Raw genomic sequence first — 26,282 nt, 5'->3', positions numbered from 1 at the left:
GACAACTCCCAGTCCATGTTATACAGTTTACAGTATATGAGATAATTTGTCAAAGTATTTTCTCATTTAACAAATAAAAATATAGATAATGTAAAATCTCAATTTACAGGCATTTATATTCATTGTCAACAGTCAATATCAAAAAGTGCCACGCTATATCCACATCATAACAACGCACGATAAAACGCTTTGTATCGCTCTCTACTGCGCCATGATGTCTATCCGCTACCTTCGTATTACCCGAGGTGTTACAGCGCCGCGTAGGCACCTCCCGTTAAGAATTTGATGGTTTTTTGTAAAGTTGGCACGGGTCTTGCCTAAATGCCAGTCCCACGCGCCCCCGTGACTCTGCGGGTTACACTCCTCGTGACAGTTTTCCAAATTACTGCGCGGGCTGTCGCCCTTGCTGCCCAAAAGGTGGCAGGCCTCTCCCGGTCAGGGAGAGATTAGCCGGACACCGTGGGCGATGCATATCGCGAAGCGACTGGACAAGACCAAAAGGAAAGATGAAGGTCACAACCGAAATCTAAAAGGTGTGGATGTTGACCTTATGTAAGTTCTTCACGGACAGGGAAGAACGCATAGGGTTTTACTGATCTTATTGTTTTTATTGATCTTATTTAAATTGATCTTATTGGTGCGTAACCATTACCGATGACTCATGTGTAACCGTTACCGATAAAACTGATTTTCATATGTATTGATTACCGATGACTTCTGAATGGTGGTTGTCTGTACAACCGAGTAATCTCGTTCCATCAGCAATAAAAGGAAACGACATGGAAATAATTCAAGGCAAAGACAGTTTCAACGAGATGGCAACCGGAATTCTGGTGAAACTGTTTGCAGCTTATCCCTCTTACTCAACTTTCGAATATTCCGACTTCGGTTGGAATCCGCGAACACCAAACCGTCAGGTTGACCTTCTTGTTGATACCCTCGATACACTTAAGGATATGGGGTACATCAAAGTCATTTCGGTAACTGATATGGACTACACCGCCAAATTAACCCCGCTTGGCTCAAGCATTCTCAATCACAAAGCCCCAAGTTCAAGCGAGACGATTATTAGTGTACTCAAAGGTGTAGCAGGAGAAGCCCGGAGTGCTGCAATTGGTACTGCCATCGGTTGGATTTTTGGCGGGAAATAATTGCGCAATAATATCCATTAAATGCGGTTAAATGTCCCAAATTCACCCAGTTCGGGCCAGATTGGGGCATCACCCACCTGTGGAGGTGGTCGCTGTATCGGGCCTAGTTATGGTGTGGAGTAGATAACATTCAGGCTGCAAGCCAGACACAGCGCGGCTTCGTTAAATTTGTCTGCCGGTATCGTGGGCCAGATCCTTTAGATGTGGATCAAGCAACAACACCCCCTTATCGCCCTACTTTTCAAAAAAATAATTTCTTCGACAAAAGAACGAAAAACCATCGTTTTACCCTCGATTTCTGGGCCTCTGGGAGCCTCTGAGAGAGGCGCTATGGTTGTGGTTGCATGGATTCAGATCGCGGCGGAAAACGCTGCTAAAGGTTGCTGGTGAAGCGTGGGAAGATATGGCGTGACGGTTTACGAGTGTGTGGGATAAACTTCTGGCAAAGAAGGTGCAACCCAGTTTGGGATCAGTCCAAACGCGCAGCCCGATCACCAATTCACTAAAACGGACTTCCTGATGTGTGGAAGCGTCGAACCCGGCAAAAGCTAAAAGTCGGATATGCTCGGTGATAGTCACTCAACTTTTTTGAACATGAAATCAGAACGGTTTCGTGCCCTGTTGATGTGTGGTTATCACTGTAAACACAGCCCAGATGTACGACTGCGCTCACAGACGCCTGAAAGGCAATACCTGACTAAAATAGTCAAGTACACACAAGATTCATTATGTTAAAAACCCCGTGAATCAGCCTGTTTCTTGAGCAGCCAGAATCAATCTTCTCCTACCCGTGAGCGCGTCTGTAAGCCTGTCCGGGTGTGTGTCTACATGCGTCCCTGTCCGGGCTTCTTCGCAGCCCAAACCTTGTGCATGTAAGTGTGCTGGGTTGGATTGAGTAACGTGCTGGCGTCGTGCTGGGTGCGTCGGTGAACGGTATGCTCTGCGGTCAATAATGCGACCGGGAACCAAAGAAGCGGATACCGAGTAAATCATTGATATTTTAGGATATTAATCCATCTTTCCTTTCAGGCGGGTCGGGGGGCTTAACCGTGCTGCGAGTCCGCCGGGATATTTACCAGCCAGCCTAAAGCACTCTCCCTTGTTGCTGAGCTTTCCCGGTGGGAGGGGTTGGAGGTGTTGAGGTAACACAAAGGGGCCAATGGTGGCCCCTTTCACTGCTGAGAAAGCTATCTGAATGTCGATTAAGGAGACCACGGCACTAAATAAAATTCATCGCCATTGCACTGAACGCTAAGTCTGTCCCAATTTATTGTCGCAGTGGCAGGAAAATCATGTTTATTAGTCAATGCATAGCCTGCGGCCCCATGAATCGTAAACGAATTATTAGTTATATGCTTCCCTGGTCGTCTTCCAAAATCTGCGTAGTCGTGTAGATAATGCCAGCCATCATGGCCCACTTTCTGAAAAACGAGGCCGTAAACAATACCTTTCGAATCAATGATTCGAAATTCATCATAAAGCATCGGCTTGCCATCAGATCCAAGATCAACAATACGTAATATACTGGAACCCCTGCCCGGAGGCGTCGCGGCCATTACTGCCTCTAAAACTTCAGGGCTTTTTGATGTAGGCTCATCCGTGTTCAGCCACTGGTCAATCACATGTTCCTTATTATCAACAAGAAAATAAATTCTGAAACGTCCTGCCATTACTGAAACCTCCGAACTGTGTGTAGTTTAACCAGCATAATCTAAAATTTAGACAATAAAATCCAATAAGCCCCTTAAATGTTAAAGCAACGAACACGAACGAGAAGGCGGGTTACCTTAACACCTTCACTTCAATTAGCACTCGCCGATAAATCGAAATAAACTGAGTAACTAAGCCTAAATTTGGCGATATTGGACTATTTGTGAGCAAAGCAGCAAGCGACCACAGTAGAGCTTCTAAAGACATGTCAAACCCACTCATAAACTCTTTATAATCAATTATATAATTATCAAACCCGCCATCATCTGAATATAAAAGTAAGTTCCTAAAATCGGATCTTTTTGAAACAAATTCTTTTAGAGTTATACCGAGATTAGATTGAACCTCATCCTTCAATCGTTCAAACAAACTTTCAATAACATCTTCACTCTCATCTTCAACATTGATGAACATCGCCAGCGGATTTAGGGGTATCATAAAATCTGATGAGGGAATTGAAAAGCATAGCTCGACAACCTCATTTTCAAAACGAGGCTTCATTTTCACATCAATACCAGAAATGTTTAGACCAGTTCCAAGAGTCTCAAACAGTACATTTTTCATCAGAAGTAACACGGGGCTGAACATCAGCTTTACTTGATGATTCTTGAACTTGCTGACGAGGTCCTTATGCTCCGGCATTTTATCAGTGTTCAACTTTAGCCATTCAAAAATAGCTACGACTAATTCCTCCTCCGCAGCAATCAATCGTATGGAAAACATTTCCATATCGATATCTTTAATGCGGTGTGCTTTACGAACATGATCTGCTGCTTTAATCACTCGCCATTTAACTTTTGTGGGAGCTTTCTTCAAAATCATATCAACAACTTCTTCGCCGACTAATGAATTAAAATATTCAAGTTCAAAACTGTCCTCTTCCATATTGCTATCACTCAAAAAATAAATTTGAATATTAGTATAACTTAGGCCTGCTCAGAGCGACTCAATCAACCCCGTAAGCCTGATGATATCGATTCCCTTACCGTACCGATTGTACGTTATCGTTGCATTGGAATGCCCCAACACTTGGGACGCGAACTGTTCTGGAAATCCTTGCTGCTTAAAGACCGTCGCCGCGTAATGTCGTAATGAATGGTATTCCGGCAAACCATACTTTCCCCTGAATCGTGTAAACCAGCGGCTAAAATAGTGACCATAACTTCCTAAATGCGTTGTTAGCTCAGGAAACAAATGCCCTTTTCTTTCTCTGACAAAATCCAGCAGACCAAGCGCCAGTAACTGCGAATGGATCGGCACAAATCGCCGTGAACTGTCAGTTTTTATCGTCTGGTTTGGATTCAGATTATCTACACGAAAACACCATACTCCATCAACCTGAATCACATCATTTTGATAAAGCTGGCAAACTTCGGTTTGCCTCATACCGCTATGACGACCGATTTGGATGATCCAGCGCCTCCAGTCCTCCACATCCTGCAATACGTTGTGTAAGCGCTTAAGGTCATCCCCTGTGTAAGCAGGACGTCGATCCATCGGTGCTGTGGTTTCCCTCACCCCCATACCCTCAAATGGGTTGCGAAGCTCCTCATCTGTCCGAGTGGCGAGCCACTTGAAGAAGGCCGAGTTCTTTTTGATGTAGCGGTTTCTTGTGGATGCGGAGCCTTCAAGGCTATCGACAAATCCAGCGGCACTGCGTTTACTGAACGGATCTTTTGTGGAAGCAAGATAAGCATTTACACATCTGTTGATCGTCAATATTTCACGTTCACCAATTGAGCCAACTTTAGCGCTGATGTACTTATCAAGCTCGATTTTCAGGTTTTGGAAGGTTTTTTTTTGTTGTGCTTGTTGGAAGGAAGCAGCCATGGCAGGAGTCGTGTGTGAAGGGATGGCCTGCGGCACGCAGGGGAAAGGTTGTGAAGTGAGATATTTCTCCACACGGATCAAGGCTTCACGCTTGGAACGGGTGCGAAGAGAAATACGAATTTCACGGCGTTTCCGAGGTGTCAGGTAGACTCGCCGGTAGTACCAGATTCCATGACGGGAAAGCATAAGATGCGACATTGATTAACGTCCTAAGTGATACACAAAAGTTGTATCACTGCCGTTTCAATGCACGAAACATAGGGATTACATGATGAATATCATGCAGTTAGCAGAAATGGTGGAGGCCCTGCCAGCTACATCCCGGCACACACGACACCTGCCATGGCTGCTTCCTTCCGGACCTGACCAAGTTGACAAGTTAGCGTTGCGGGAGAACCAACAGGGCCCCCATTGACGTTGTCAGCTTCATTTCTCGGCTAAGAGAATCGAAGCGGTGGGCATTATCTGTGATGGCCGAAACAAAAGCAAGTTAACTGCCGACAACCGTTGTTTTCTTAAACAATACGCCTGAATCAGAGCCTACAAAACCTTAATTTTTGCGTCATACTGGCGCAAATCACTGAGGAGGATGTCATGTCGGAACCCGATAACTTTCGCCAGCGCGTATTTCAGATTATCGCCGCCATCCCGGTCGGGCAGGTCACAACTTACGGTAACGTCGCGCAACTGGCCGGTTCACCCCGCGCGGCACGTCAGGTCGGTGGCGTACTCAAGAAATTGCCGGAAGGCAGCACTCTTCCCTGGCACCGGGTGATAAACCGGCACGGTGAAATCTCTTTGCAGGGCGAAGACTTTAAACGTCAGCGTCAGGCACTGCTGGCCGAGGGCATCACGTTTAAGAAAGGCAAAATCGATTTGGAGAAATACGGCTGGAAATGGTGAGTGCCTGCCTTCAAAAAGCCCATAAAAAGCACCGCGAGAGCGGTGCTTAGCCATCATAAGTGATGAATTAATAGGTCGTTGGTTGTGCAGGTACCATACTAACCGGTGCAGGCGAAGTGCCCAGTCCTGGATTTGACGGGTTAGTCATTGGTCCCAGGGCACTGGGTTTGGTCGCTACAGGGACGGCGACAACCGGGACAAGTTGCAGATCGGCACGTGTACCCTGACCGTGATTAATCACTTCTTTAATGGAGTCAGTGATGAAGGTCATCTGACCATTGATGGTTACCGCCGCACTCAGCAGAATACGCGCGTTAGGAGCAATTTCCTGCGGGTTATACGGCAGGATGAAGGTAAACGGTGCCTGTTTACCCTGAGTTCTCGCCACTTTTTGCGAAATCACGCGGGATGGCGCATCTGCCACCGAAGCATCAGACAATGTCACCGTCAGGACAGCATCCGGTGGCAAGGCTACACGCTGATTGATAAACACGCTACCCGATACATTCGGGCCGGTGATCGCAGGTCCGGTGTCCGGGCTAGCCGCCGTATTCACAGGAGGTTGCTGCGCTGGTGCCTCATGATGCTGTGCGCACCCGGCAAGAGTCAGAGACAGCGCGGTTCCACCTACTATCTGCCAAAGTTTCATTGATCGTACTCCCTTTTTTATTAGTCGCTTGTCGACAAGCTGTAATAAACGCCGACGATGAATTTAGTGACTTTAACCAGCTTACCTACTAATCATGGCACAAAAGTCTGAGGTTTTCCTGTCAGCGGCCAAACAGATCTTCTGACAAAACGTAAGATCCACTATGATTAACAGGTTAGACCTGTCGGTTAAGGCGTATTTCAGAAAATTCCTGCCTGCATTACCCCGAACAACTTAGGTCGATTTCTCCGGTAACTTTCATGAGGCCACTATGAGTCAGGCATTAAAAAATCTGCTGGATCTGCTTGATCTGGAAAAAATTGAAGAAGGGCTGTTTCGTGGTCAAAGTGAAGATCTGGGTTTACGTCAGGTCTTTGGCGGTCAGGTCGTAGGCCAGGCATTATATGCCGCCAAACAGACCGTCCCGGCGGAACGTGGTATCCATTCGTTCCACAGCTACTTTTTGCGCCCGGGTGACAGCAGCAAGCCGATTATCTATGACGTGGAAATCCTGCGCGATGGTAACAGTTTCAGCGCCCGCCGCGTAAAAGCGGTGCAGCATGGCAAGCCGATTTTCTATATGACGGCGTCGTTCCAGAGCCAGGAAAGTGGTTTTGAGCATCAGAACACCATGCCGGATGTGCCGCCGCCGGAAACGCTGGTATCAGAATCAGATATTGCTAAAAATCTGGCGCATCTGATACCGGAAAAATTCCGCGAAAAATTTATTGGTCATAAGCCTATTGAAATGCGTCCGGGGAAGTTTCATAACCCGCTGAAAGGGAGTGTCGAAGAGCCTAACCGTGCAGTGTGGTTCAGGGCCAACGGTGAAATGCCAGATGATTTGCGAATTCATCAGTATTTACTGGGCTATGCGTCTGACTTCAATTTCCTGCCTACGGCGCTGCAACCCCATGGCATTGGCTTCCTTGAACCGGGAATGCAGGTCGCGACCATCGACCATTCGATGTGGTTCCACCGCCCGTTCCGCATGGATGACTGGTTGCTGTATGCCGTCGAAAGTACCTCTGCATCCGGTGCGCGTGGTTTTGTGCGTGGACAGTTTTATACCCGCGATGGCGTGCTGGTCGCCTCCACGGTGCAGGAAGGGGTTATTCGTCAGCGAAAGCCTGAATAATCATCATTAAAGAGCGCCCTGTAAAAATGGCGCATTAAAAAGGGGCGATATCATTATCGCCCCTTTTGCATATCATCATTATTTTATTATTTTTAACTCATTAATGAGAGAGTTAGCGCACTACTTTCTCTGAAATCTCATTATTGGTTGTAAGCGTTTTCGCCGTGGCTATTAACATCCAGCCCTTCGCGTTCTTGTTCTTCAGGAACACGCAGACCTACGATCATGTCCGCCACTTTGTAACCGATGAAAGCAACAACACCAGACCAGACCAATGTCACGCACACGCTGAAGAACTGAACCCAAACCTGATGGCCCATGGTCACACCTTCTGCATAACCTACGCCGCCGAGTGAGCTGGAAGTGAATACGCCAGTCAGCAGACAACCTACGATACCACACACACCATGAACACCGAACACGTCACAGGTGTCATCAACACGCAGCCATTTTTTCAGGGTAACCACACCCCACAGGCCAGTGATACCGCCTACGAGACCGATGATGAGAGCACCACCCACGCCGACCGTACCACATGCAGGTGTGATAGCGACCAGACCTGCGATAGCACCGGAGCTTGCGCCCAGCAGTGAAGGTTTACCGCGCACCATCCATTCAACCAGTGTCCAGGACAGGATTGCACCAGCCGTTGCAATCACCGTGTTCAGGAAAGCCAACGCGGCAACAGGGCTTGCTGCACTTGCAGAACCTGCGTTGAAGCCGAACCAACCCACATACAGGATTGATGCACCAGTGAAGACCATTGGCAGGTTGTGTGGTTTGAAAGCTTCTTTACCGAAACCGGCACGTTTACCCAGCAGATAAGCACCCACCAGACCAGCGATAGCGGCGTTAATGTGAACAACGGTACCACCGGCAAAGTCCAGCGCACCATCAGCAGCCAGGAAACCGCCTGCCCACACCATGTGAGCCATCGGGATGTAAGAGAAAGTCAGCCAGATCACAGTGAAAATCAGAACCGCTGAGAAACGTACACGTTCAGCGATACCGCCCACGATCAGCGCCACAGTGATACAGGCAAATGAGCACTGGAAGGCAACGTGGATCATCTGGGAGAAGGTGCCTGTCACGGAGTCCAGGCCGATGCCTTTCATCATGACGTTACTGAAACCACCGAAGAACGCGTTACCTTCGCTGAAGGCCAGACTGTAGCCGTAGAGGATCCACAACACGCAGACCAGAGCAAAGGTGACAATAACCTGAGTCAGCATGGACAAAACGTTTTTAGAACGCAGTAAGCCACCGTAGAACAACGCCACGCCCGGTACGGTCATGAACAATACCAGCGCGGTACAAATCATCATAAAGGCGTTATCAGCACCGTTTGCCGCTGCTGGCGCTGCTGCCATGGCAAGCGAAGGCAGCAAAGCCACGGCACCAAGCCCCATCATGGATAAAAGTTTTTTCATTATTAACCCACCCCTGTTTCTCAAAACTGTTTTTTCTAATCTGATTTATCTCAAACCGATTGGTATGAGAGATAAAAGCCTGAAATTACAGTGCTGCTTCGTCGGTTTCACCAGTACGAATACGGATAACACGTTGCAATTCAGCAACGAAAATTTTGCCATCACCGATCTTACCGGTATAGGCCGCTTTGCTGATCACATCGATCACTTCATCAAGCTGATCGTCTGCAATAGCAATGTCGATTTTTACTTTTGGCAGAAAGTTCACGCTGTATTCCGCGCCACGGTAAAGTTCGGCATGACCTTTCTGACGGCCAAAACCTTTAACTTCCGTTACGGTCAGCCCCTGAATTCCAACAGCAGACAGCGCTTCACGCACGTCTTCCAGCTTAAAAGGTTTGATCACCACAGTAACCAGCTTCATTGTGCCACTCCTCGAATTAAGGGCTTGCCGCGAGAGGATTCGCGCCCGATACGGATTGGATAAAGCAAAGGATGTGCCAGAGTTGAAATCGGGCGCAGATTCATGCAATTCCCGCGTAATACGGCATTTTCAGAATAATCGTGACCAGGCGCACAGTTGTCATGCCATATGCAGCACAGCAGCACACGCACCATTTAAGTGCTCACCGCTGCTTTTTAGTGCACCCGAATTGAAAAAGGGTTCTGCCTGCATGAATACAGTGCGGGGAAAAGAAAAACAGGAAATGAAAAACGGAGAAAGAAGAAAGCCGGTGCCGCAGGGATACGGCACCGATGCAAAGATTATGCGTTTTCTGTTGCAGGCATAATCTGTCCGGCAGAAGACAATTGCTGTCCGGCAAGTTGCAACTGATACATCTGATAATACCGGCCTTTTTCTGCCAGCAGTTGCAAGTGATTACCCTGCTCAACAGCCTGGCCACGGTGCAATACCAAAATATTATCGGCATCCACAATCGTCGAAAGCCGATGTGCGATAACCACAAGCGTAGTCTGCTGCCGGATAGCCCGTAATGCACGCTGAATAGCCTGCTCGGTGCCGGAATCAATATTGGCCGTTGCCTCGTCAAGGATCAGAATTTCCGGTGCCTGCACCAAAACGCGCGCCATCGCCAGTAATTGTTTCTGCCCGACAGAAAGATTATTGCCCTGCTCTCCCAGACGCGTATTCAAACCTTCGGGCATTTCGCGTACCAGCGGTGAGAGCTGCACAATGTCCAGCGCGTGCCACACCTGCGCTTCATCAATATCACGGCCTAACGTGACATTAGCGAACACGGATTCTGCCAGAACCACCGGATCCTGCTGAACCATTGCAATACCTTTGCGCAGGCTGGTGTGCGATAAGTCGGCGAGGTTACGTCCGTCAACCCTGACCTCACCTTTGTTTAACGGGTAATAACCCATCAGCAGATTTGCCAGCGTACTTTTACCACTGCCGGTATGTCCAACCAACGCCACAAAACCGCGCGAAGGCACGTGCAGGGAAATGTTTTCCAGCACCCATTTATCCGGGAGGTAAGCAAAGCTGACGTCTTTGATGTCAATCTCGCCGCTGGTGAGCAACTTTTCGTCTGGCCCGTATTGCTGTTGCGTCCTGTCCATCAAATCAAAGATACGTTCACCGGCAACGACTGCCTGCTGCATAATCGATTGTTGTGAGGTCAGTTCAATCAGAGGCTCGTTGAGCCGTCCGAGATAATTGATGAAGGCGTACAGAACCCCAACGCCCACAGAACCTTCGGCACTGAATCCAAAGAGAATGAGCAGACCGCATAAAATCAACGACGAGAATAAGCTGAGCAAAGGACGCAACAGAAATCCTTCCAGTCGCAGCGTTTGCATGCGGGCCAGGTAGTGCGACTGGCTGGCGCGGGCAAGCCGTTCGCCAAACCTTTTCTGCTGACGGAATTGCTGAATCACATTCATACCGTTGATGACTTCATTGAAGCCATCATTAATATCCGCCAGATAAGCGCGTACTTTGCGCACCACCGGCGTACTGTAAATCTGGTACAGCCCCATCACGACAAATACGGCCGGGAAGATACAAATTGCCACCGATGCCAGTCGCCAGTCGAGGCTGAACATCGCCACCAGCATCGCACCAATCAGGGCGATGCTGCGTAAGACTGTCGACACCACGGTCACATACAGATCACGGATAACTTCCGTGTCATTAGTCACGCGGGAAATCAGCTGACCTACAGGCTGTGTATCAAATGCGCTCAACGGTTGCCGTAATGCCGCATCCATGACTTCGGTGCGCAGGCATTGAACGACCCCCACCGCAGCACGGTTGAACAACAGTGCCTGAAAATAGTGCAGGCTTGCTGCCAGGAATTGCAGGAAGATAAAACTCAGCGCGAGCAAACTGACTTTCCCCCACGGCATTTCACCTTTAGCCACGTAGTGATCGATAAAGAAGCTGATTAATATAGGGCCGGTCACTTCCGCTGCCGCTGCAATCCACAGCATCAGAACCGCATAAGACAACGGCTTGCGGTAAGGTTTCCCGTATTTCAACAGGCGCTTTAGCGTTGGCCAAAGCTTCTGAATTTTAATTTTTTTGGGTTCAGCCACGGTGTTCCGGCTCCTTTTCCTGTGACACATCATCCAGCGCAGCTTCTAATTGCTGATAACGGAACATATCGCGGTACCAGCCGGCTTCGGCAGCAAGCTGGTCATGATTGCCACGCTGCGAAATACTCCCCTGGCTGAAGACCAGAATCTCACTGGCTTCGGTCAGTGCAGAGAGACGATGTGCGCTGATGATCACCGTACGGTCACTTCCCCACTGACGCAGATTGTGCAGAATCTGGTGCTCCGTCCGGCCATCAACGGCGGATAAAGCATCATCCAGGATCAGAATTTCGGCTTTGAGGAGCAATGCACGCGCAATCGAAATACGCTGCTTCTGACCACCCGATAACATGACGCCGCGCTCGCCGACTTCAGTTTCATATCCCTGAGGCAATCGCAGAATGTCATCATGAACGCTGGCGAGACGCGCGGCTTCTTCAATCTCTTCCTGCGTGGCATCAGGCCTTCCGAGCGCAATGTTCTGCGCGACAGTGTCTGAGAACAAGAAAGGCGTCTGACTGACAACTGCCAGCCGGGCACGCCAGTCATCAAGCTGGATTTCTTTAAGGGATAACCCGTGATAGCACACGTCACCGTCAGTGACATCGAACTGGCGCTGAAGGAGTGAAAGCAGCGTACTTTTGCCGGAACCTGTCGGACCGCATAACCCCAGCATTTGCCCTGGTTGCAGGGAAAAAGTAACGGTCGTTAAAGCAGCGTGGCTATTTTCCGGATAATGGAAATCGTTGATGTGAGCCTCAAGCGTCGCGCGGCCTGCCGGTAACGGTGTTGTGCCATCAACAACAGCCGGGGCTTCCTGTAACAGGCTACGGATACGGCTGTAAGCCGCGCTGCCACGTTCGACAATGTTAAACATCCAGGCGAGCGCGAGCATCGGCCAGATCATCAGGCCAAGGTACATCACAAAGCTGGTGAGCTCACCCAGCGTCAGGTGGCCATTGACTACCATCCAGCTACCGCCGCCGATGGCCAGCAGGTTCGCCATGCCGATAGAGACATAGATGGTCGGATCAAAGCGGGCATCAACACGCGCGACACGCATATTTTTTGCACCGGTATCCGCAGCCACATCAGCAAACTGCGATGACTGATGATTCTCCAGGCCAAAAGCTTTGATCATACGGATACTGGTCAGGCTTTCCTGCGCCTGATCGTTAAGCGAGGAAAACGCCGCCTGTGCGGTTTTGAAACGGGAATGAAGTTGATCACCATATCGCTTGATAATGATCGCCATTACCGGCATCGGCACCAGCGACAATAACGTCAGTTCCCAGCTGATCTGCGTTGCCATAACGATAAGTACCGCCAGCCCCATGACCAGCGAATCGACCAGCGTCAGCACGCCCTCTCCCGCAGCGAACACCACCCGGTCGACGTCATTAGTCGCACGGGCAATCAAATCACCGGTGCGATGGCGCAGATAAAAAGCGGGATGCTGACGGCTCAGCTGACGGAAAAAATCCTGTCGTAGTTCAACAGCAAGCTGATAAGACGCGCCGAACAGCAGCACGCGCCAGACATAACGCAGCAGATACACCACAACAGCCGTGCCGAGCATCAGGCCAAGCCACGCAAAAAGCACGCCGTAAGACATTTGTTTTGACGTAACACCATCGATAATTACGCCCACCAGTTTTGGCGGCAGTAATTGCAGAACGGCGATAATGACCAGTAAGGCGACGGCACCCAAATACCGGCGCCATTCACGTCGGAAGTACCAGCCTAATTGTGCAAACAATCTCACGCAGTGTTTTCCATACAAATAATAATAATTTTATTGAGTTAAACCGGCGACAGAAAGACCAATTTACTCTTCAGGCCGACAAGGATACCAGAGTTAACAGGGGTTTCTGATGAAACTTTTTACTGCAACTTTTGCATTAAATCGGCAATGCTGTGGTCGATTTTATGCGCTCCATCGCAAAACTTGAGGTCACGTCGTTCAGTCCCGGAATGCCATTCACAAGTCGCTTGTAAAAGTTATCGTAGCTTTTCATATCGGAGACCTGAACTTGCAGCAAATAATCGTACTCGCCCGCCATCCGGTAAAAACCCAGCACATCTGGAAACGCTTCGACTTGCTGAACAAATCGCTGATACCACTCGCTGTTGTGATGCTGGGTCTTAATCAGCACAAATGCTGTCAGGCTAAGTCCCAGTTTCTCAGCGTCAAGTAACGCCACTTTTCCGCAAATAATCCCGTCATCTTCAAGGCGCTTTATTCTTTTCCAGCAGGGGGTGGTGGTGAGGTTGACGGCCTCAGCCAGCTCGTTCAGAGAAAGGGTGCAATCCCGCTGTAGCAGCGATAAAAGCGTGAGGTCAATTTTATCTACCATATCGCACTCCCGGAGAAAACATTTCTCCAAATAAGATGATCTATGGGTCAAAGAGTAACTTATTTCTCTGGTGATTACGTTATTCTTTATCTCATCAAAACACTTAAATGAGCCTGCAACATGCGCAATTCCTGGGTCACTCACGCCATTAAAGAAATCGACGCCGATTATCAACGTTCAGCCGACACACATTTAATTCGTCTCACGCTGAACGACTTTCCTGGAATTTCGTTGTACCTCAAAGATGAAAGCACGCATCCTTCCGGAAGCCTGAAACATCGTCTGGCACGCTCATTGTTTTTATATGGCCTGTGCAATGGCTGGATCCGCGAAAATACGCCGATTATTGAGGCGTCTTCGGGCAGTACCGCTGTCTCCGAAGCCTATTTCGCGCGTCTGCTGGGCCTGCCCTTTATTGCCGTAATGCCTGCCTGTACAGCCCCGCGCAAAATTCAGCAAATTGAGTTTTATGGTGGTCGCTGCCACTTTGTCGAAAACTCAGGTCAGATTTATGCTGCCTCAGAGCAGCTCGCTAAAGAGCTGAACGGCCATTATATGGATCAGTTCACCTATGCAGAACGGGCCACCGACTGGCGCGGAAACAACAACATTGCAGACAGTATTTTCCGTCAGATGTCCCGCGAACCGTATCCGGTGCCGCGTTATCTGGTGATGAGTGCGGGTACCGGCGGAACGTCCGCAACGCTAGGCCGCTACATCCGCTATCAGGGGCACGATACCGAACTGGTCGTGGTGGATCCGGAAAACTCTGTATTTTACGATTACTTTCAGCAACGTGATGCCAGCGTTACCGCTCAATGCAGCAGCCGCATTGAAGGCATTGGCCGCCCGCGCGCCGAACCCTCATTTATCCCCGACGTCATTGACAGCATGATGCAAGTACCTGACGCTGCAAGCATTGCTACCGTTCGCTGGCTTGAACAGGTACTGGGGAGAAAAGTCGGCGGCTCGACGGGAACCAATATGTGGGGGGCATTGCAACTGGCAAAACAAATGCGCGAGAAAGGTGAAACCGGCTCGATCGTTACCCTGCTTTGCGACAGCGGTGAACGTTATCTGAATACCTACTTTGATGACAACTGGGTAGCGAAGAATATCGGGGATATTTCCGTTTACGCTGCACAACTGGAAGGTCTCAACTGAATATCCTCGAAATCATTCGAACTACAACAAGGTAGCAAATGAATGAATCCCGATGAGCTTACAAGAGTAAGTGATTCGGGTGAAAGAATGCAGCTAACGCAGTTGCAGTTCGAAGGATGAAGAGGAAAAAAGCCGGGACAGTTAAAGTGAACCCGGCTTGCTGCAATACCTTAATATTCGGGGGAATAGGTGAGGTGTGGAGTGTGCAGCCAGTGTTGCAAAAAGTGAGACACAGCCTGATTACGGCAATGTCCGATGATTTGTAAATGAGAGGCCTGTTCTTTCAGCACCGGCAAAGCGTTGCCCATAATCAGCCCCATCCCGACACTTTCCAGCATTTCCTTGTCGTTCATGGCATCGCCGAATGCCATGCATTCAGACATATCGATCCCCAGACCTGCAGTGAGAAGCGCCAGAGCACTGCCTTTATTACTGCCTGCGGGCTGCACATCCAGACAATCTGCCGCTGAAAAACACAGGTCAAGACGCGGGCCGAAATGCGCTTCCAGTTGGGGTACCAGCGCCAGCAAGGTTTCATGCGGTGCGCAGAAACACACTTTGCTGTTACCAGAATCAGGCAATAAACCCAGATCCTGTAACTGATAGCGGAAGCCGCTGAACTGATGCGGGATCAGCAAATCCGGATCGTCCAGAGACGTAAACCAGCCATCATCACGGAATACATGCTGGCTGGCAGGTGTATCCCATTGCGTGTGCAAAAGCTCGTGTGCACAATCTTCGGACAAGTCACTGGCATGCAACCGGTGCCCGGACAAGTCATGAATTCGCGTGCCGTTTCCGGTGATCAGAAAACCGTCCAGTCCGATGTTCGCCAGAATATCTTTCATTTCGAGATAATGACGGCCGGTGGCAAACGTCAGTTTTACCGGCTTTTCAGCCAGCTGACGCAATGTTGCCAGTGTTTTTTCGCCCAGCGTGTGATCGGGTAAAAGCAGAGTGCCATCCATATCAAATGCAGCTAAACGGAACATATTTTCTCTCAGAAAAGGAATGATTTTCACCCTCAAAGTATGGACTGCGATTTGCGGAACTAATAGTGAACAGTTTGTGAATACTGTTCCGGTTTTAGCTCACACTCTGGCTCTTCGCTGCAAGCCAGCGCGCCATACGCACGATATGATGAACAGGTTAATTCACAGCAAAAATAAGGTTCCGTATTTACCGTGCGCCTGCAAAACCGGCTTAATCAATTTCAGCGTTTATACCTGAAGACCGGACAAGTTCCGGTTCAGTTTACCGTGGCCGAACTGGCTGAGATTTTCTGTTGCAGTGAACGTCATACCCGAACGTTGCTGAAACACTTTCAGGATGCGGGCTGGATTGACTGGCAATCCCAAGCAGGTCGCGGGAAGCGTGCGTCACTTTGCTGCCTGAAAACCTCCGAAGAATTGCGGGGAGCCTGTTTGCAGGAGTTGCTGAAAAATGGCGAACATTCGGCCGCGTTGCAGCTAAGCCAGCTGGATCCGAGCCATCTCAATGCACTGCTGGCGCCGCATTTGGGCGGGCAATGGCAGGAAGATGCGCCCACGCTGCGTATACCCTATTATCGCCCTCTCCAGCCTTTAGATCCGCTGACGTTGACCGGCCGTGCCGAGCAACATCTTGCCCATACTATTCATGCAGGACTGACGCGTTTTATTCCGGGAAATTCAGCCCCCCAGCCCGATCTGGCCCATCACTGGCAAATCAGTAATAACGGCAAAACCTGGCAATTTTTCCTGCGTAGTCAGTTGTTCTGGCATAACGGAGAACCACTGAAGACCGCGCAATTAATGACGCGCTTTGAACAACTGCAAAACTCGCCGCGCAGTAAACATAATCTGGCTTGCGTGAGCAGATTGTCTCAGCCGCACGCACTTTGTCTGCAGTTTGATCTCGATAAACCCGATTACTGGCTGGCGCACCGGTTTGCCGACCTTAACTGCCTGTTATCCCATCCCGATAATCCACATATCGGCGCGGGTCCTTTTCGTCTGACTACCTTTTCACCTGAACTGATCAGGCTTGAACAACATACGTTGTACGCCTTACAGCATCCTTATCTGGCGGCTATTGAATTTTGGATCACACCGCAACTCTTTGCACAAAAAAGCAATGTCAGCTGCCAGCATCCGGTCAGGATCATTTTGGGTGAACAGGATGAATTATCGCGCGTGAAACCGGTCAGACGCAGCACCAGCCTGGGATTTTGCTACATCGCCGCCAATCTGAAACGTGGCGTATTGAATGAGGCTCAGGCGCGTAAAATCGTCCGTCTGATCCAGCGCAGCGGCATGCTGGATAATTTGCCTATCGATCATGATCTGGTGAAAGCCAGCAAAGAAATGCTGCCTGGCTGGCCAATACCTTTGCATGACGATGCTGATGTTCCATTGCCTGAAAAGCTGACATTGCTGTTTCACCCGCCGGTTGAATTTGAGCTGGTGGCGCAGGCACTAAAGGAAAAGCTGGCGGAAGAAGATTGTGCACTGGAGGTTAAATATCATGCCGGGCGACTTTGGGAAGATGATGCACTGCTGGGCTGGGCCGATCTGCTTCTCGGTGATCGTCTGATTGGCGAATCTCCCGATGCCTCACTGGAGAACTGGTTACAGCAAGATCCGCTCTGGCCGGGGATCCTGCGCGAAAAAGATTATGTTTGCCAGCAACAGCGCCTGGCCGCTATTCAGCAAATCCCGCTGGAGAACCATCGCTCGGACGAACTGCGCGATCATTTATTTCAGTGGATGAAGTCGGCCATCGTCACACCGTTGTTTAATTATCAGTATCAGGTCAGCGCACCACCACGCATCAGCGGTGTGCAACTCACCGCATGGGGCTGGTTCGATTTCTGTCAGGCATGGGTTCCGCCGCCGCTGCCAACGGAAAGTGCCTGAAGGAGCTGTTTCACTACACTCCCGGGGTAAAGGAAAGTAACATTAGGGCACTTTTACTGCCCGATGCGCAGTGAATTTCAGATAATGGTTTCAAACAACAGGTAATCAGAATGAAAAGAGCAGTGGTAGTTTTTAGCGGCGGACAAGATTCAACAACCTGTCTGATTCAGGCTCTGAAGCAATATGACGAAGTCCACTGCGTTACTTTCGATTATGGTCAGCGTCATCGTGCAGAAATCGAGATTGCACAAAAACTGTCTGTGGAACTGGGCGCACGTGCCCATAAAGTGCTGGATGTCGGGTTATTAAACGAACTGGCTGTCAGCAGCCTGACCCGCGATAACATTCCGGTGCCTAATTTTGGTGATGAAAACAACGGGGGCTTGCCGAGTACGTTCGTTCCCGGTCGTAATATTCTGTTCCTGACGCTGGCGGCCATTTATGCCTATCAGATCCAGGCAGAAGCCGTCATCACCGGCGTGTGTGAAACTGACTTCTCCGGTTATCCGGATTGCCGTGATGAATTCGTCAAGGCGCTGAACACGGCTGTGTCGCTGGGTCTGGCGCGCGATGTGCGTTTCGAAACACCGCTGATGTGGCTCAATAAAGCCGAAACCTGGGCGCTGGCCGATTATTACCAGCAGTTGGATCTGGTTCGCCATAAAACGCTGACCTGCTACAACGGCATTGCTGGTGATGGTTGTGGTGAATGTGCAGCCTGTCATTTACGCGCTAATGGTTTGCAGCAATACCAGCAGGATAAAACGGGCGTGATGACCAGCCTGAAGAAGAAAACCGGACTGCGTTAATTTTTCAGTTTTAATGTTTTGCCGGTAACGGGCGGCTTTCAACCGCCCGTTGGCGTATTCTTTTGACGGGAAAGTGATCTTGCGTAAGGGGAAACGATTAATCGTTTTCCAGTTCCAGTTCACGTAACCGCTCGAGCAATTCCCCTTCCAGCGGCAGCGCTTTTTGCGTACGCAAATCGATACACACGAACGTCAGCGTCGCATCCGCAACCACATCACCTTCACATGTGACAACCTGCTCGAGAACACCACTGCGCCCGTTCAGTTGTTGCAAACTGCTGTCAATGCGCAAGACATCCCCCAATACCGCAGGCTTGCGGTAATTGATGTTGATATTCACCACGATGAAGGCAATCTTGTTCTGGCTCATCCACTGGAAACCTGACTGATTGTCGAGCCATTCCCAGCGCGCTGTTTCAAGAAATTCCAGATAACGCGCGTTGTTTACGTGCTGATAAACGTCAATGTGGAAACCGCGAACTTTAATGAACGTATGCATAATCGTTAAGAAACTCCTGATAGTCGTCTGAGGCTTACAACCAAACTGGTCAGATGTCTCTAGAGATTAGCAGAAGAAAACGGCGGCAACCGTTAAGGGATCACCGCCGCGACATCCGTCACAATTTCAGACGGTCCTTGTTACGTTCAAACAATGCAGCACCAATTCCCGGAACTTCACGCAATTGTTCGATATCCGTAAATTGCCCAAGATCTTCGCGGTAACTGACGATGGCTTGCGCTTTTTTCATCCCTACTCCGTTCATCACATTGGCAAATTCTTCCGCAGTCGCCGTGTTGATGCTTACGGTACTTTCATCGGTCACTGCCACTTGTTCCTTTTTCACTTGCGGGCCAGTGACTTTGCTGGCTGCCGTCGCTGGCGCCGCCGTCGTGGTCGCCACGCTGCTGGCCGCATTGGGAGCGGCCTGCAACATGACCGGTAGTGTGGAAAGTCCCAGAGCGAGAGCTAACGAAAGTGAGGTGATGCCTAATTTTTTCATGCTGTATCCTCCATGTGTTTGACAGCACGGAGAGAATGCATCAGGCAGAGAAAGCGGACAATGGGCAACATTCAAATGTGGAAAAGGCCGCGGAAGCGGCCTTTTGTTTGTTGCAACGCGTTGCAAAACTTTGCGGCGTTTACTGGTTTTGTGCAGCAGAACCGTATTTGATTTTCGCTTCCTGACGCAGGTTGGTCAGCAGCGAATCAAAGGCCACATTCGAGGACGTCTGTTGCATTTCCTGATTGAAACGTGCTGTATCAGCGGCAGGAATGGTACCCGGCGTCACCGCATTCAGTTTGACCAGTACACTGTTGCCTTTATCGTCCTGAGTCAGCCCATAAACCGGTTGGTCTTTCTGAGGATGAGGCAGTGCGTAAACGTTTTCTTCGAATGCAGAAGGCTGCTGGCTACGCTGTACTTTCTGGACGGCACCAAATGTCAGGCCGGCAGCTTTCATGGCGTCATCGCCTTTGCCTTCTTTCAACGCGGTCAGCAGTTTCTCACCTTCCATACGCGCCTGATCCTGTGCTTTCTGCCGTTTCACCAGCGTCGTCACCTGATCTTTCACGTCAGCGAAAGGTTTAACCCCTTCAGCTTTGTGTGCATCCACGCGAACTACAAAGGCGCGGTCACCATCAACGGTAATAATGTCTGAGTTACTGCCCGGAGAACCGTCCTGACCAATCAGGCCGCCGTCGAAAATCGCCTGTACGACAGGTTTGAAATTGATACCTGCCGGGATTTGATTCTGAGTGAACCAATCTGTATGAACCGCTTTCGTACCGGCAACATCTTCAGCAGAAGCCAGAGATTCGTTGTCATTGGTTGCCGCTTCGCTGACTTTCTGTTGCAGCGCGTAGTAGGCATCCAATGATTTCTCTTGTTTGAGCTTGTCGGCAATCGTGTTGCGAACGTCAGCTAACGGTTTGACCTGCTCAGGCGTCACGTCATCAAGGCGCAAAATGAAGAAACCGCTGTCCGATTTAATCACACCAGACACCTGACCTTTGGTGGTCAGATTGGCATTTTTAAATTCTGGCAACGTCGTTTCAGGCTCCATCCAGCCGAGGTCACCACCTTGTCTGGCACTCAGCGCATCGGTCGATTTGGTCTTAGCCAGTTCCGCGAAATCGGTGCCTTTTTTCAGCTCGGCAGCCACTGCGTCAGCATCGGCCTGAGATTTCAGAACAATGACACTGTAGCGACGGCGTTCAGGCTGACCAAATTCGCTTTTATGCTGGTCGTAATAGGCGCTGATATCCGCATCCGTCACGTTAGTTTTCCCCTGCATGGCCGCTGCATCCATTTCGATGTAGCTGACTTTCACCTGTTCAGGCGAGAGGAAACTGTTTTTATTCTGGTCGTAGAATGCCTGCAATTCAGCGTCAGTGACCTGCTGTTTAGCTGCCAGCGCATCGGTATCCAATGTGGCAGTCTGCACATCACGACTTTGCAGAATCAACCCACCTAGAGATTTACTTTCCACTGGCAAAACGAAATCGGACTGACCGTAGGCTTGCTCAAGTTGCTGACTGATTAACTGTTGTTTCATCAACTGCGCAAAGTTATCCGCGGTGTATCCCATACCCTGGATGCTTTGCAGATATTTAGCATTGTCGAAACGGCCATCAGTCTGGAATTGCGGAGTCGCAAAAATCGCGTCTTTGATTTGCTGATCGCTGACGGTAATGCCTAATTTTTTGGAATACTGATCCAGCAACGTGACGTCAATCAGGTTGCTCAGGGATTCCTGGCGTAATTGCTGCATATAACCGTCGCTGCCCGCAAGCGCAGAGAATTGATCTCCAAGCTGCTGTTGCAAGCGGCTACGCTGGTTTTGAACTGCCTGTTCCAGCTGAGCACGTCCTATTTCCTGACCATTCACTTTCGCTGCATAGTCGCCTGAACCGCCGATCAGGTAGTTGCCTACCCCTGTCAAAATAAAGGACAGAATAATCAGGGCCAGAATGATTTTGAGCACGACGTGATTGGCGGCCGCGCGTAAATTGTCCATCATAGTGTGGCAACACTCCGCTGTAATAAAAAAAGCGCACCGTTTTCGATGCGCCTTGTATCTTACCTTACCAGCCCGATGACGTCAGGTTATTGTTTAACAACCAGACCTGAATGAAAAGCATCAGTGATGCGCCTCACACAGTTTCGACGTCAGTCTGCGGGTAATTAACCGTTAACGGCATCTTTCAGCGCTTTACCTGCACGGAAGCCCGGCACTTTAGCGGCTGCAATGCTGATTTCTTTACCGGTCTGTGGGTTACGACCAGTACGTGCTGAACGCTCGCGAACGGAGAAAGTACCAAAACCAACCAGAGCTACTTCATCCCCAGCTTTCAGGGTGTCAGTGACAGATGCAAGAACAGCATCTAAAACACGTCCCGCTGCGGCTTTAGAAATATCAGCACCGGCAGCAATTTTGTCGATCAATTGTGACTTATTCACTCTTATCATCCCCTCTTAAAATTCGTTCATCACGGCGCATTTTCCCTGCAGACGTGACCGCGCTGCTGTTATATCAATCTTGTCAGAGTGATGCAAGCGACTGAAAGCAGCCTGAAACCCTTTGACCGTTCACTAAGTTAACGGCACAAAAAAAAGCTGGCAAGTGAGATTTCACCTGCCAGCCTGAGTTTTATTCAACTGTGTAAGCTGAGGTCACTATTTTGCTGCCACCGGCAATGCACCGTAAGCCGGATTTTGCAGTGCGATGTTGAGAACATCATCAATGCGTTTTACCGGATGGATCTCAAGATCTGCCAGCACGTTCGCCGGAATTTCTTCCAGATCACGTTTGTTGTCGTCCGGGATCAGAACCACTTTGATGCCACCACGGTGGGCCGCCAGCAGCTTTTCTTTCAGACCACCGATTGGCAGAACCAGACCACGCAGTGTGATCTCACCGGTCATCGCAACATCCGCACGAACCGGGTTACCCGTCAGACAAGACACCAGCGCGGTACACATGGCAATACCGGCACTCGGGCCATCTTTCGGCGTTGCCCCTTCGGGTACGTGAACGTGAATATCACGTTTTTCGTAGAAGTCAGGGTTGATACCCAGTTTGTCTGCGCGTGAACGGACAACCGTCAGTGCAGCCTGAATGGATTCCTGCATGACTTCCCCGAGAGAACCGGTGTAAGTCAGCTTACCTTTGCCCGGTACGCAGGCCGTTTCGATGGTCAGCAATTCACCGCCCACTTCGGTCCACGCCAGACCAGTAACCTGGCCTACCCGGTTTTCGGTATCAGCACGGCCATAATCGACCTTCTGCACGCCGAGGAAATCTTTCAGGTTGTCGCCGTTAATTTCAATGTGCTTGATGTCTTTATCCATCAGCAATTGCTTAACCGCTTTACGGCACAGTTTCGACAACTCACGTTCCAGACTACGTACACCCGCTTCACGGGTATAGAAACGGATGATGCCAGTTATTGCGCTGTCATCCACAGTCAGTTCGTTCTTCTTAAGCGCATTACGTTCAAGCTGTTTCGGCAACAGGTGCTGTTTGGCGATGTTCAGTTTTTCGTCTTCGGTATAACCGGAAAGACGGATCACTTCCATACGGTCCAGCAGCGGAGCCGGGATGTTCATCGAGTTCGAGGTCGCCACAAACATCACATCTGACAGGTCGTAATCGACTTCCAGATAGTGATCGTTGAACGCCACGTTCTGTTCCGGATCCAATACTTCCAGCAAGGCAGAAGCCGGATCGCCACGCATATCCGATGACATCTTGTCGATTTCATCAAGCAGGAACAGCGGGTTTTTAACCCCCACTTTCGCCATTTTCTGGATCAGTTTGCCCGGCATGGAACCGATATAGGTACGACGGTGACCACGGATTTCCGCTTCATCACGTACGCCACCCAACGCCATACGAACATACTGACGGCCAGTCGCGCGTGCGATTGACTGACCCAGTGAGGTTTTACCCACACCCGGAGGCCCGACCAGACACAGGATTGGGCCTTTGATTTTGCTGACGCGACTCTGCACGGCGAGGTATTCCAGAATGCGGTCTTTGACACGCTCCAGACCATAATGGTCAGTATCCAGAACTTCCTGTGCTTTGATCAGGTCTTTTTTCACTTTGCTGCGGGCATTCCATGGCACCTGAAGCATCCAGTCGATATATCCACGGACAACCGTAGCTTCGGCGGACATCGGCGACATCATTTTCAGTTTTTGCAGCTCAGCTTCGGTTTTCTCACGCGCATCTTTCGGCATTTTGGCCGCTTCGATTTTGCGTTTCAGCGCCTCGTGCTCGTCAGGCGTGTCATCCATTTCGCCCAGTTCTTTCTGAATCGCTTTCATTTGCTCATTCAGATAGTACTCGCGCTGGCTTTTCTCCATCTGTTTTTTGACACGATTGCGAATGCGTTTCTCAACCTGCAACAGGTCAATTTCCGATTCCATCATCGCCATCAAATATTCCAGACGCTCGGTGATATCAAACATTTCCAGTACAGATTGTTTGTCAGCGAGTTTCAGTGGCATATGTGCCGCGATGGTGTCAGCCAGACGTGCAGCATCTTCAATGCTGTTCAGCGAAGTCAGCACTTCCGGCGGGATCTTTTTGTTCAGCTTGATGTAGCCTTCAAACTGATTAATCGCAGTACGCACCAGAACTTCCTGCTCGCGTTCATCCACGGCCGGAGATTCCAGGTACTCCGCCTGGGCAGCAAAATGCTCGCCACTGTCAGAAAGTGTCGTAATACGCGCGCGTTGTAACCCTTCCACCAGCACTTTTACCGTGCCATCCGGGAGCTTCAGCATTTGTAATATTGAGGCAACCGTACCCACGGAGAAGAGATCATTAACGCCCGGCTCATCTGTTGAGGCTTCTTTCTGCGCCACCAGCATGATTTTTTTGTCGTGATCCATCGCAGCTTCGAGGCATCGAATCGATTTTTCCCTGCCAACAAACAACGGGATCACCATGTGCGGATAAACCACCACATCGCGCAGAGGCAATACGGGGATTTCTATGCGTTCAGAACGCTCAGGGTTCATAGAGCTCTCTCTTAGTTTAGCTTCCGCCAGGTTAAGGAAATCTCGTGAAACACGAGTCAGACGGGTTTCAGCAAGTCGTTAACTGAGTATATGGGGATGAATGTCCGACATTCAACGATAAGAATGTGCGAAAAAAAAATGGGGGACAAAATCCCCCATTTCGTGGCTAACTCTCTGGATAGATTGGCTAATTATTCGCCAGATGCTTGTTGTGCTTCCGGCTTGCCATAAATCATCAGAGGCTCTGACTGACCCGCAATCACGGATTCATCAATAACCACTTTCTCGACATCTTCGAGAGACGGCAGATCATACATGGTATCCAGCAATGCCGCTTCCACAATGGAACGCAGGCCACGCGCACCGGTTTTACGGATCATGGCTTTTTTGGCAATGGCCGTCAGCGCTTCATCCCGGAATTCCAGTTCAACGCCTTCGAGATTAAACAATGCCTGATATTGCTTAGTCAGGGCATTTTTCGGCTCTTTCAGGATTTGAATCAGGGCTTCTTCATTGAGCTCACTCAGAGTCGCCACCACTGGCAGACGACCTATGAACTCAGGGATCAGACCAAATTTAATCAAATCTTCGGGTTCAGCCTGAGCCAGTAACTGACCTTCAGTCGCTTTCTGCTCTTTGCCTTTCACTTCAGCGCCGAAACCGATACCGGTATTCGTATTGATACGCTGTCCAATCACTTTATCCAGGCCGGCAAAAGCACCGCCACAGATAAACAGGATTTTCGAAGTATCAACCTGCAAAAATTCCTGCTGCGGATGCTTACGTCCGCCTTGCGGTGGAACAGCAGCCACGGTGCCTTCAATAAGTTTCAGCAGTGCCTGCTGTACACCTTCACCGGACACATCACGCGTGATCGATGGGTTGTCAGACTTGCGGGAAATCTTGTCAATTTCATCAATGTAAACAATGCCGCGTTGCGCTTTCTGTACGTCGTAGTCACATTTTTGCAGCAGTTTCTGAATGATATTTTCGACGTCCTCACCCACATAACCGGCTTCGGTCAGCGTGGTGGCATCGGCCATGGTAAATGGCACATCCAGGAAACGCGCCAGGGTTTCAGCCAGCAGCGTTTTGCCGCTACCGGTCGGCCCGATCAGCAGGATGTTACTCTTGCCTAATTCGATACCGTTGCTGGTATCGCCATTACGCAGGCGCTTATAGTGGTTGTAGACCGCCACTGCCAGCACTTTTTTTGCAGGTTCCTGGCCGATAACATAATCGTCAAGGTGCTGACGGATTTCATGCGGCGTCGGTAATGCACTGCGTTCACGGTGTGGCGCGACTTCTTTGATCTCTTCGCGAATAATGTCATTACATAAATCGACACATTCATCGCAGATATACACTGACGGCCCGGCAATCAGCTTACGAACTTCATGCTGGCTTTTGCCGCAAAAAGAGCAGTACAGCAGCTTTCCTGAACCGTCTTTGCGCTTATCTGTCATCAGTAAACCTCTTCTCTGGTATCAGTCCCGCAGCGTAACAATAACACCACGACACGACTATATTACACAACAGCCGCATGATTGGCTGATGTCTGTTCATTCCTGTTATGACTCATTGCTTGCAGGACTTCAGTAACTCAAGTCCTGCCTTTGAGACGTCCGTATGAGTATAACTATAGAC

At 49.8% G+C, this 26,282-nt stretch carries 22 protein-coding genes and 1 other RNA gene; 6 read left to right on the top strand and 17 right to left on the bottom strand.

Annotation, left to right across the window (positions count from 1 at the left end; genetic code table 11):
- The first annotated feature begins 779 nt into the window (after positions 1-779).
- The gene (locus tag EX31_RS22360) at positions 780-1,151 is read left to right on the top strand and encodes a hypothetical protein (protein WP_037036838.1); all 372 of its coding nucleotides are present in this window, start codon (positions 780-782) and stop codon (positions 1,149-1,151) included.
- Positions 1,152-2,353: 1,202 nt separating this feature from the next.
- On the opposite strand, the gene EX31_RS22350 is transcribed toward EX31_RS22360, so the two are convergent.
- The 4 genes from EX31_RS22350 to ffs form a co-directional block, all read right to left on the bottom strand.
- Positions 2,354-2,821 carry a hypothetical protein gene (locus EX31_RS22350; RefSeq protein ID WP_037036834.1) on the bottom strand — a complete coding sequence of 156 codons (468 nt, stop codon included), beginning with the start codon at positions 2,819-2,821 and terminating at the stop codon, positions 2,354-2,356.
- 112 nt (positions 2,822-2,933) lie between these two features.
- Complete coding sequence (locus tag EX31_RS22345) at positions 2,934-3,746, bottom strand: hypothetical protein (RefSeq protein WP_037036831.1); 813 nt, start codon at positions 3,744-3,746, stop codon at positions 2,934-2,936.
- Between the two features lie 51 nt (positions 3,747-3,797).
- Positions 3,798-4,889, bottom strand: a complete 1,092-nt coding sequence (locus tag EX31_RS22340; protein WP_037036829.1) for a site-specific integrase — start codon at positions 4,887-4,889, stop codon at positions 3,798-3,800.
- A 107-nt stretch (positions 4,890-4,996) separates the two neighbouring features.
- Positions 4,997-5,093, bottom strand: an RNA gene (gene ffs, locus EX31_RS25625) — signal recognition particle sRNA small type.
- Positions 5,094-5,285: 192 nt separating this feature from the next.
- On the opposite strand from ffs, the gene EX31_RS22335 reads away from it, so the two are divergent.
- Positions 5,286-5,594 carry an MGMT family protein gene (locus tag EX31_RS22335; protein WP_037036827.1) on the top strand — a complete coding sequence of 103 codons (309 nt, stop codon included), beginning with the start codon at positions 5,286-5,288 and terminating at the stop codon, positions 5,592-5,594.
- Positions 5,595-5,661: 67 nt separating this feature from the next.
- Here EX31_RS22335 and EX31_RS22330 read toward each other — a convergent pair whose 3' ends face one another.
- Positions 5,662-6,243 (bottom strand): YbaY family lipoprotein, encoded by a 582-nt coding sequence (locus EX31_RS22330; protein WP_037036825.1) that lies wholly within the window; start codon positions 6,241-6,243, stop codon positions 5,662-5,664.
- Positions 6,244-6,514: 271 nt separating this feature from the next.
- Between EX31_RS22330 and tesB the strand changes: the two genes are divergently transcribed.
- Positions 6,515-7,381, top strand: coding sequence for an acyl-CoA thioesterase II (gene tesB, locus EX31_RS22325; RefSeq protein WP_037036823.1), 867 nt, complete (start codon positions 6,515-6,517; stop codon positions 7,379-7,381).
- Positions 7,382-7,521: 140 nt separating this feature from the next.
- Here the strand turns inward: tesB and amtB are convergent, their stop codons facing one another.
- The 5 genes from amtB to EX31_RS22300 all read right to left on the bottom strand — a co-directional run bounded on the left by amtB (position 7,522) and on the right by EX31_RS22300 (position 13,733).
- Positions 7,522-8,811 carry an ammonium transporter AmtB gene (amtB, locus tag EX31_RS22320; protein ID WP_013576624.1) on the bottom strand — a complete coding sequence of 430 codons (1,290 nt, stop codon included), beginning with the start codon at positions 8,809-8,811 and terminating at the stop codon, positions 7,522-7,524.
- Positions 8,812-8,896: 85 nt separating this feature from the next.
- Positions 8,897-9,235, bottom strand: a complete 339-nt coding sequence (gene glnK / locus EX31_RS22315) for a P-II family nitrogen regulator (RefSeq protein ID WP_009639071.1) — start codon at positions 9,233-9,235, stop codon at positions 8,897-8,899.
- Between the two features lie 341 nt (positions 9,236-9,576).
- On the bottom strand, positions 9,577-11,409 hold the full coding sequence (locus tag EX31_RS22310; RefSeq protein ID WP_369794819.1) for a SmdB family multidrug efflux ABC transporter permease/ATP-binding protein: 1,833 nt from the start codon (positions 11,407-11,409) through the stop codon (positions 9,577-9,579).
- Complete coding sequence (locus EX31_RS22305) at positions 11,369-13,141, bottom strand: SmdA family multidrug ABC transporter permease/ATP-binding protein (RefSeq protein WP_037036821.1); 1,773 nt, start codon at positions 13,139-13,141, stop codon at positions 11,369-11,371. Before EX31_RS22305 ends, EX31_RS22310 begins: the two co-directional genes overlap by 41 nt.
- Before the next feature lie 136 nt (positions 13,142-13,277).
- On the bottom strand, positions 13,278-13,733 hold the full coding sequence (locus EX31_RS22300; RefSeq protein ID WP_037036820.1) for an Lrp/AsnC family transcriptional regulator: 456 nt from the start codon (positions 13,731-13,733) through the stop codon (positions 13,278-13,280).
- Positions 13,734-13,853: 120 nt separating this feature from the next.
- Between EX31_RS22300 and EX31_RS22295 the strand changes: the two genes are divergently transcribed.
- Positions 13,854-14,897: a PLP-dependent cysteine synthase family protein gene (locus EX31_RS22295; RefSeq protein ID WP_013576630.1), complete on the top strand. Its 1,044-nt coding sequence runs from the start codon at positions 13,854-13,856 to the stop codon at positions 14,895-14,897.
- 170 nt (positions 14,898-15,067) lie between these two features.
- Here EX31_RS22295 and cof read toward each other — a convergent pair whose 3' ends face one another.
- Positions 15,068-15,889 carry an HMP-PP phosphatase gene (gene cof / locus EX31_RS22290; RefSeq protein WP_037036819.1) on the bottom strand — a complete coding sequence of 274 codons (822 nt, stop codon included), beginning with the start codon at positions 15,887-15,889 and terminating at the stop codon, positions 15,068-15,070.
- A 192-nt stretch (positions 15,890-16,081) separates the two neighbouring features.
- Here cof and EX31_RS22285 point away from each other — a divergent pair, with 192 nt between their 5' ends.
- Positions 16,082-17,794, top strand: a complete 1,713-nt coding sequence (locus tag EX31_RS22285) for an SgrR family transcriptional regulator (protein ID WP_037036818.1) — start codon at positions 16,082-16,084, stop codon at positions 17,792-17,794.
- Between the two features lie 110 nt (positions 17,795-17,904).
- Positions 17,905-18,603: a 7-cyano-7-deazaguanine synthase QueC gene (queC, locus tag EX31_RS22280; protein WP_015690307.1), complete on the top strand. Its 699-nt coding sequence runs from the start codon at positions 17,905-17,907 to the stop codon at positions 18,601-18,603.
- Positions 18,604-18,700: 97 nt separating this feature from the next.
- Here the strand turns inward: queC and EX31_RS22275 are convergent, their stop codons facing one another.
- The 6 genes from EX31_RS22275 to clpX all read right to left on the bottom strand — a co-directional run bounded on the left by EX31_RS22275 (position 18,701) and on the right by clpX (position 26,101).
- Positions 18,701-19,102 carry a YbgC/FadM family acyl-CoA thioesterase gene (locus EX31_RS22275; protein WP_013576634.1) on the bottom strand — a complete coding sequence of 134 codons (402 nt, stop codon included), beginning with the start codon at positions 19,100-19,102 and terminating at the stop codon, positions 18,701-18,703.
- Positions 19,103-19,220: 118 nt separating this feature from the next.
- Positions 19,221-19,604, bottom strand: a complete 384-nt coding sequence (locus tag EX31_RS22270; protein ID WP_013576635.1) for a ComEA family DNA-binding protein — start codon at positions 19,602-19,604, stop codon at positions 19,221-19,223.
- A gap of 139 nt (positions 19,605-19,743) precedes the next feature.
- The gene (gene ppiD / locus EX31_RS22265) at positions 19,744-21,624 is read right to left on the bottom strand and encodes a peptidylprolyl isomerase (protein WP_013576636.1); all 1,881 of its coding nucleotides are present in this window, start codon (positions 21,622-21,624) and stop codon (positions 19,744-19,746) included.
- 164 nt (positions 21,625-21,788) lie between these two features.
- Positions 21,789-22,064, bottom strand: a complete 276-nt coding sequence (gene hupB, locus EX31_RS22260; protein WP_013576637.1) for a nucleoid-associated protein HU-beta — start codon at positions 22,062-22,064, stop codon at positions 21,789-21,791.
- A 216-nt stretch (positions 22,065-22,280) separates the two neighbouring features.
- Positions 22,281-24,635 (bottom strand): endopeptidase La, encoded by a 2,355-nt coding sequence (gene lon, locus EX31_RS22255; protein WP_013576638.1) that lies wholly within the window; start codon positions 24,633-24,635, stop codon positions 22,281-22,283.
- 191 nt (positions 24,636-24,826) lie between these two features.
- On the bottom strand, positions 24,827-26,101 hold the full coding sequence (gene clpX / locus EX31_RS22250; RefSeq protein ID WP_013576639.1) for an ATP-dependent protease ATP-binding subunit ClpX: 1,275 nt from the start codon (positions 26,099-26,101) through the stop codon (positions 24,827-24,829).
- Positions 26,102-26,282: the final 181 nt, after the last annotated feature.

This window comes from Rahnella sp. WP5, assembly GCF_000745615.1.
In the GTDB taxonomy this organism is placed as follows: Bacteria; Pseudomonadota; Gammaproteobacteria; order Enterobacterales; family Enterobacteriaceae; genus Rahnella; species Rahnella aceris.
The sequence above is the reverse complement of the archived record's forward strand: the minus strand, read 5'-3'. Positions and strand labels throughout refer to the sequence as shown.

Excerpts from the sequence above, each read along its gene's own strand:
- EX31_RS22360 (WP_037036838.1), top strand. The coding sequence starts at position 780 with ATGGAAATAATTCAAGGCAAAGACAGTTTCAACGAGATGGCAACCGGA.
- EX31_RS22350 (WP_037036834.1), bottom strand. The coding sequence starts at position 2,821 with ATGGCAGGACGTTTCAGAATTTATTTTCTTGTTGATAATAAGGAACAT.
- EX31_RS22345 (WP_037036831.1), bottom strand. The coding sequence starts at position 3,746 with ATGGAAGAGGACAGTTTTGAACTTGAATATTTTAATTCATTAGTCGGC.
- EX31_RS22340 (WP_037036829.1), bottom strand. The coding sequence starts at position 4,889 with ATGTCGCATCTTATGCTTTCCCGTCATGGAATCTGGTACTACCGGCGA.
- EX31_RS22335 (WP_037036827.1), top strand. The coding sequence starts at position 5,286 with ATGTCGGAACCCGATAACTTTCGCCAGCGCGTATTTCAGATTATCGCC.
- EX31_RS22330 (WP_037036825.1), bottom strand. The coding sequence starts at position 6,243 with ATGAAACTTTGGCAGATAGTAGGTGGAACCGCGCTGTCTCTGACTCTT.
- tesB (WP_037036823.1), top strand. The coding sequence starts at position 6,515 with ATGAGTCAGGCATTAAAAAATCTGCTGGATCTGCTTGATCTGGAAAAA.
- amtB (WP_013576624.1), bottom strand. The coding sequence starts at position 8,811 with ATGAAAAAACTTTTATCCATGATGGGGCTTGGTGCCGTGGCTTTGCTG.
- glnK (WP_009639071.1), bottom strand. The coding sequence starts at position 9,235 with ATGAAGCTGGTTACTGTGGTGATCAAACCTTTTAAGCTGGAAGACGTG.
- EX31_RS22310 (WP_369794819.1), bottom strand. The coding sequence starts at position 11,409 with ATGATGTGTCACAGGAAAAGGAGCCGGAACACCGTGGCTGAACCCAAA.
- EX31_RS22300 (WP_037036820.1), bottom strand. The coding sequence starts at position 13,733 with ATGGTAGATAAAATTGACCTCACGCTTTTATCGCTGCTACAGCGGGAT.
- EX31_RS22295 (WP_013576630.1), top strand. The coding sequence starts at position 13,854 with ATGCGCAATTCCTGGGTCACTCACGCCATTAAAGAAATCGACGCCGAT.
- cof (WP_037036819.1), bottom strand. The coding sequence starts at position 15,889 with ATGTTCCGTTTAGCTGCATTTGATATGGATGGCACTCTGCTTTTACCC.
- queC (WP_015690307.1), top strand. The coding sequence starts at position 17,905 with ATGAAAAGAGCAGTGGTAGTTTTTAGCGGCGGACAAGATTCAACAACC.
- EX31_RS22275 (WP_013576634.1), bottom strand. The coding sequence starts at position 19,102 with ATGCATACGTTCATTAAAGTTCGCGGTTTCCACATTGACGTTTATCAG.
- EX31_RS22270 (WP_013576635.1), bottom strand. The coding sequence starts at position 19,604 with ATGAAAAAATTAGGCATCACCTCACTTTCGTTAGCTCTCGCTCTGGGA.
- ppiD (WP_013576636.1), bottom strand. The coding sequence starts at position 21,624 with ATGATGGACAATTTACGCGCGGCCGCCAATCACGTCGTGCTCAAAATC.
- lon (WP_013576638.1), bottom strand. The coding sequence starts at position 24,635 with ATGAACCCTGAGCGTTCTGAACGCATAGAAATCCCCGTATTGCCTCTG.
- clpX (WP_013576639.1), bottom strand. The coding sequence starts at position 26,101 with ATGACAGATAAGCGCAAAGACGGTTCAGGAAAGCTGCTGTACTGCTCT.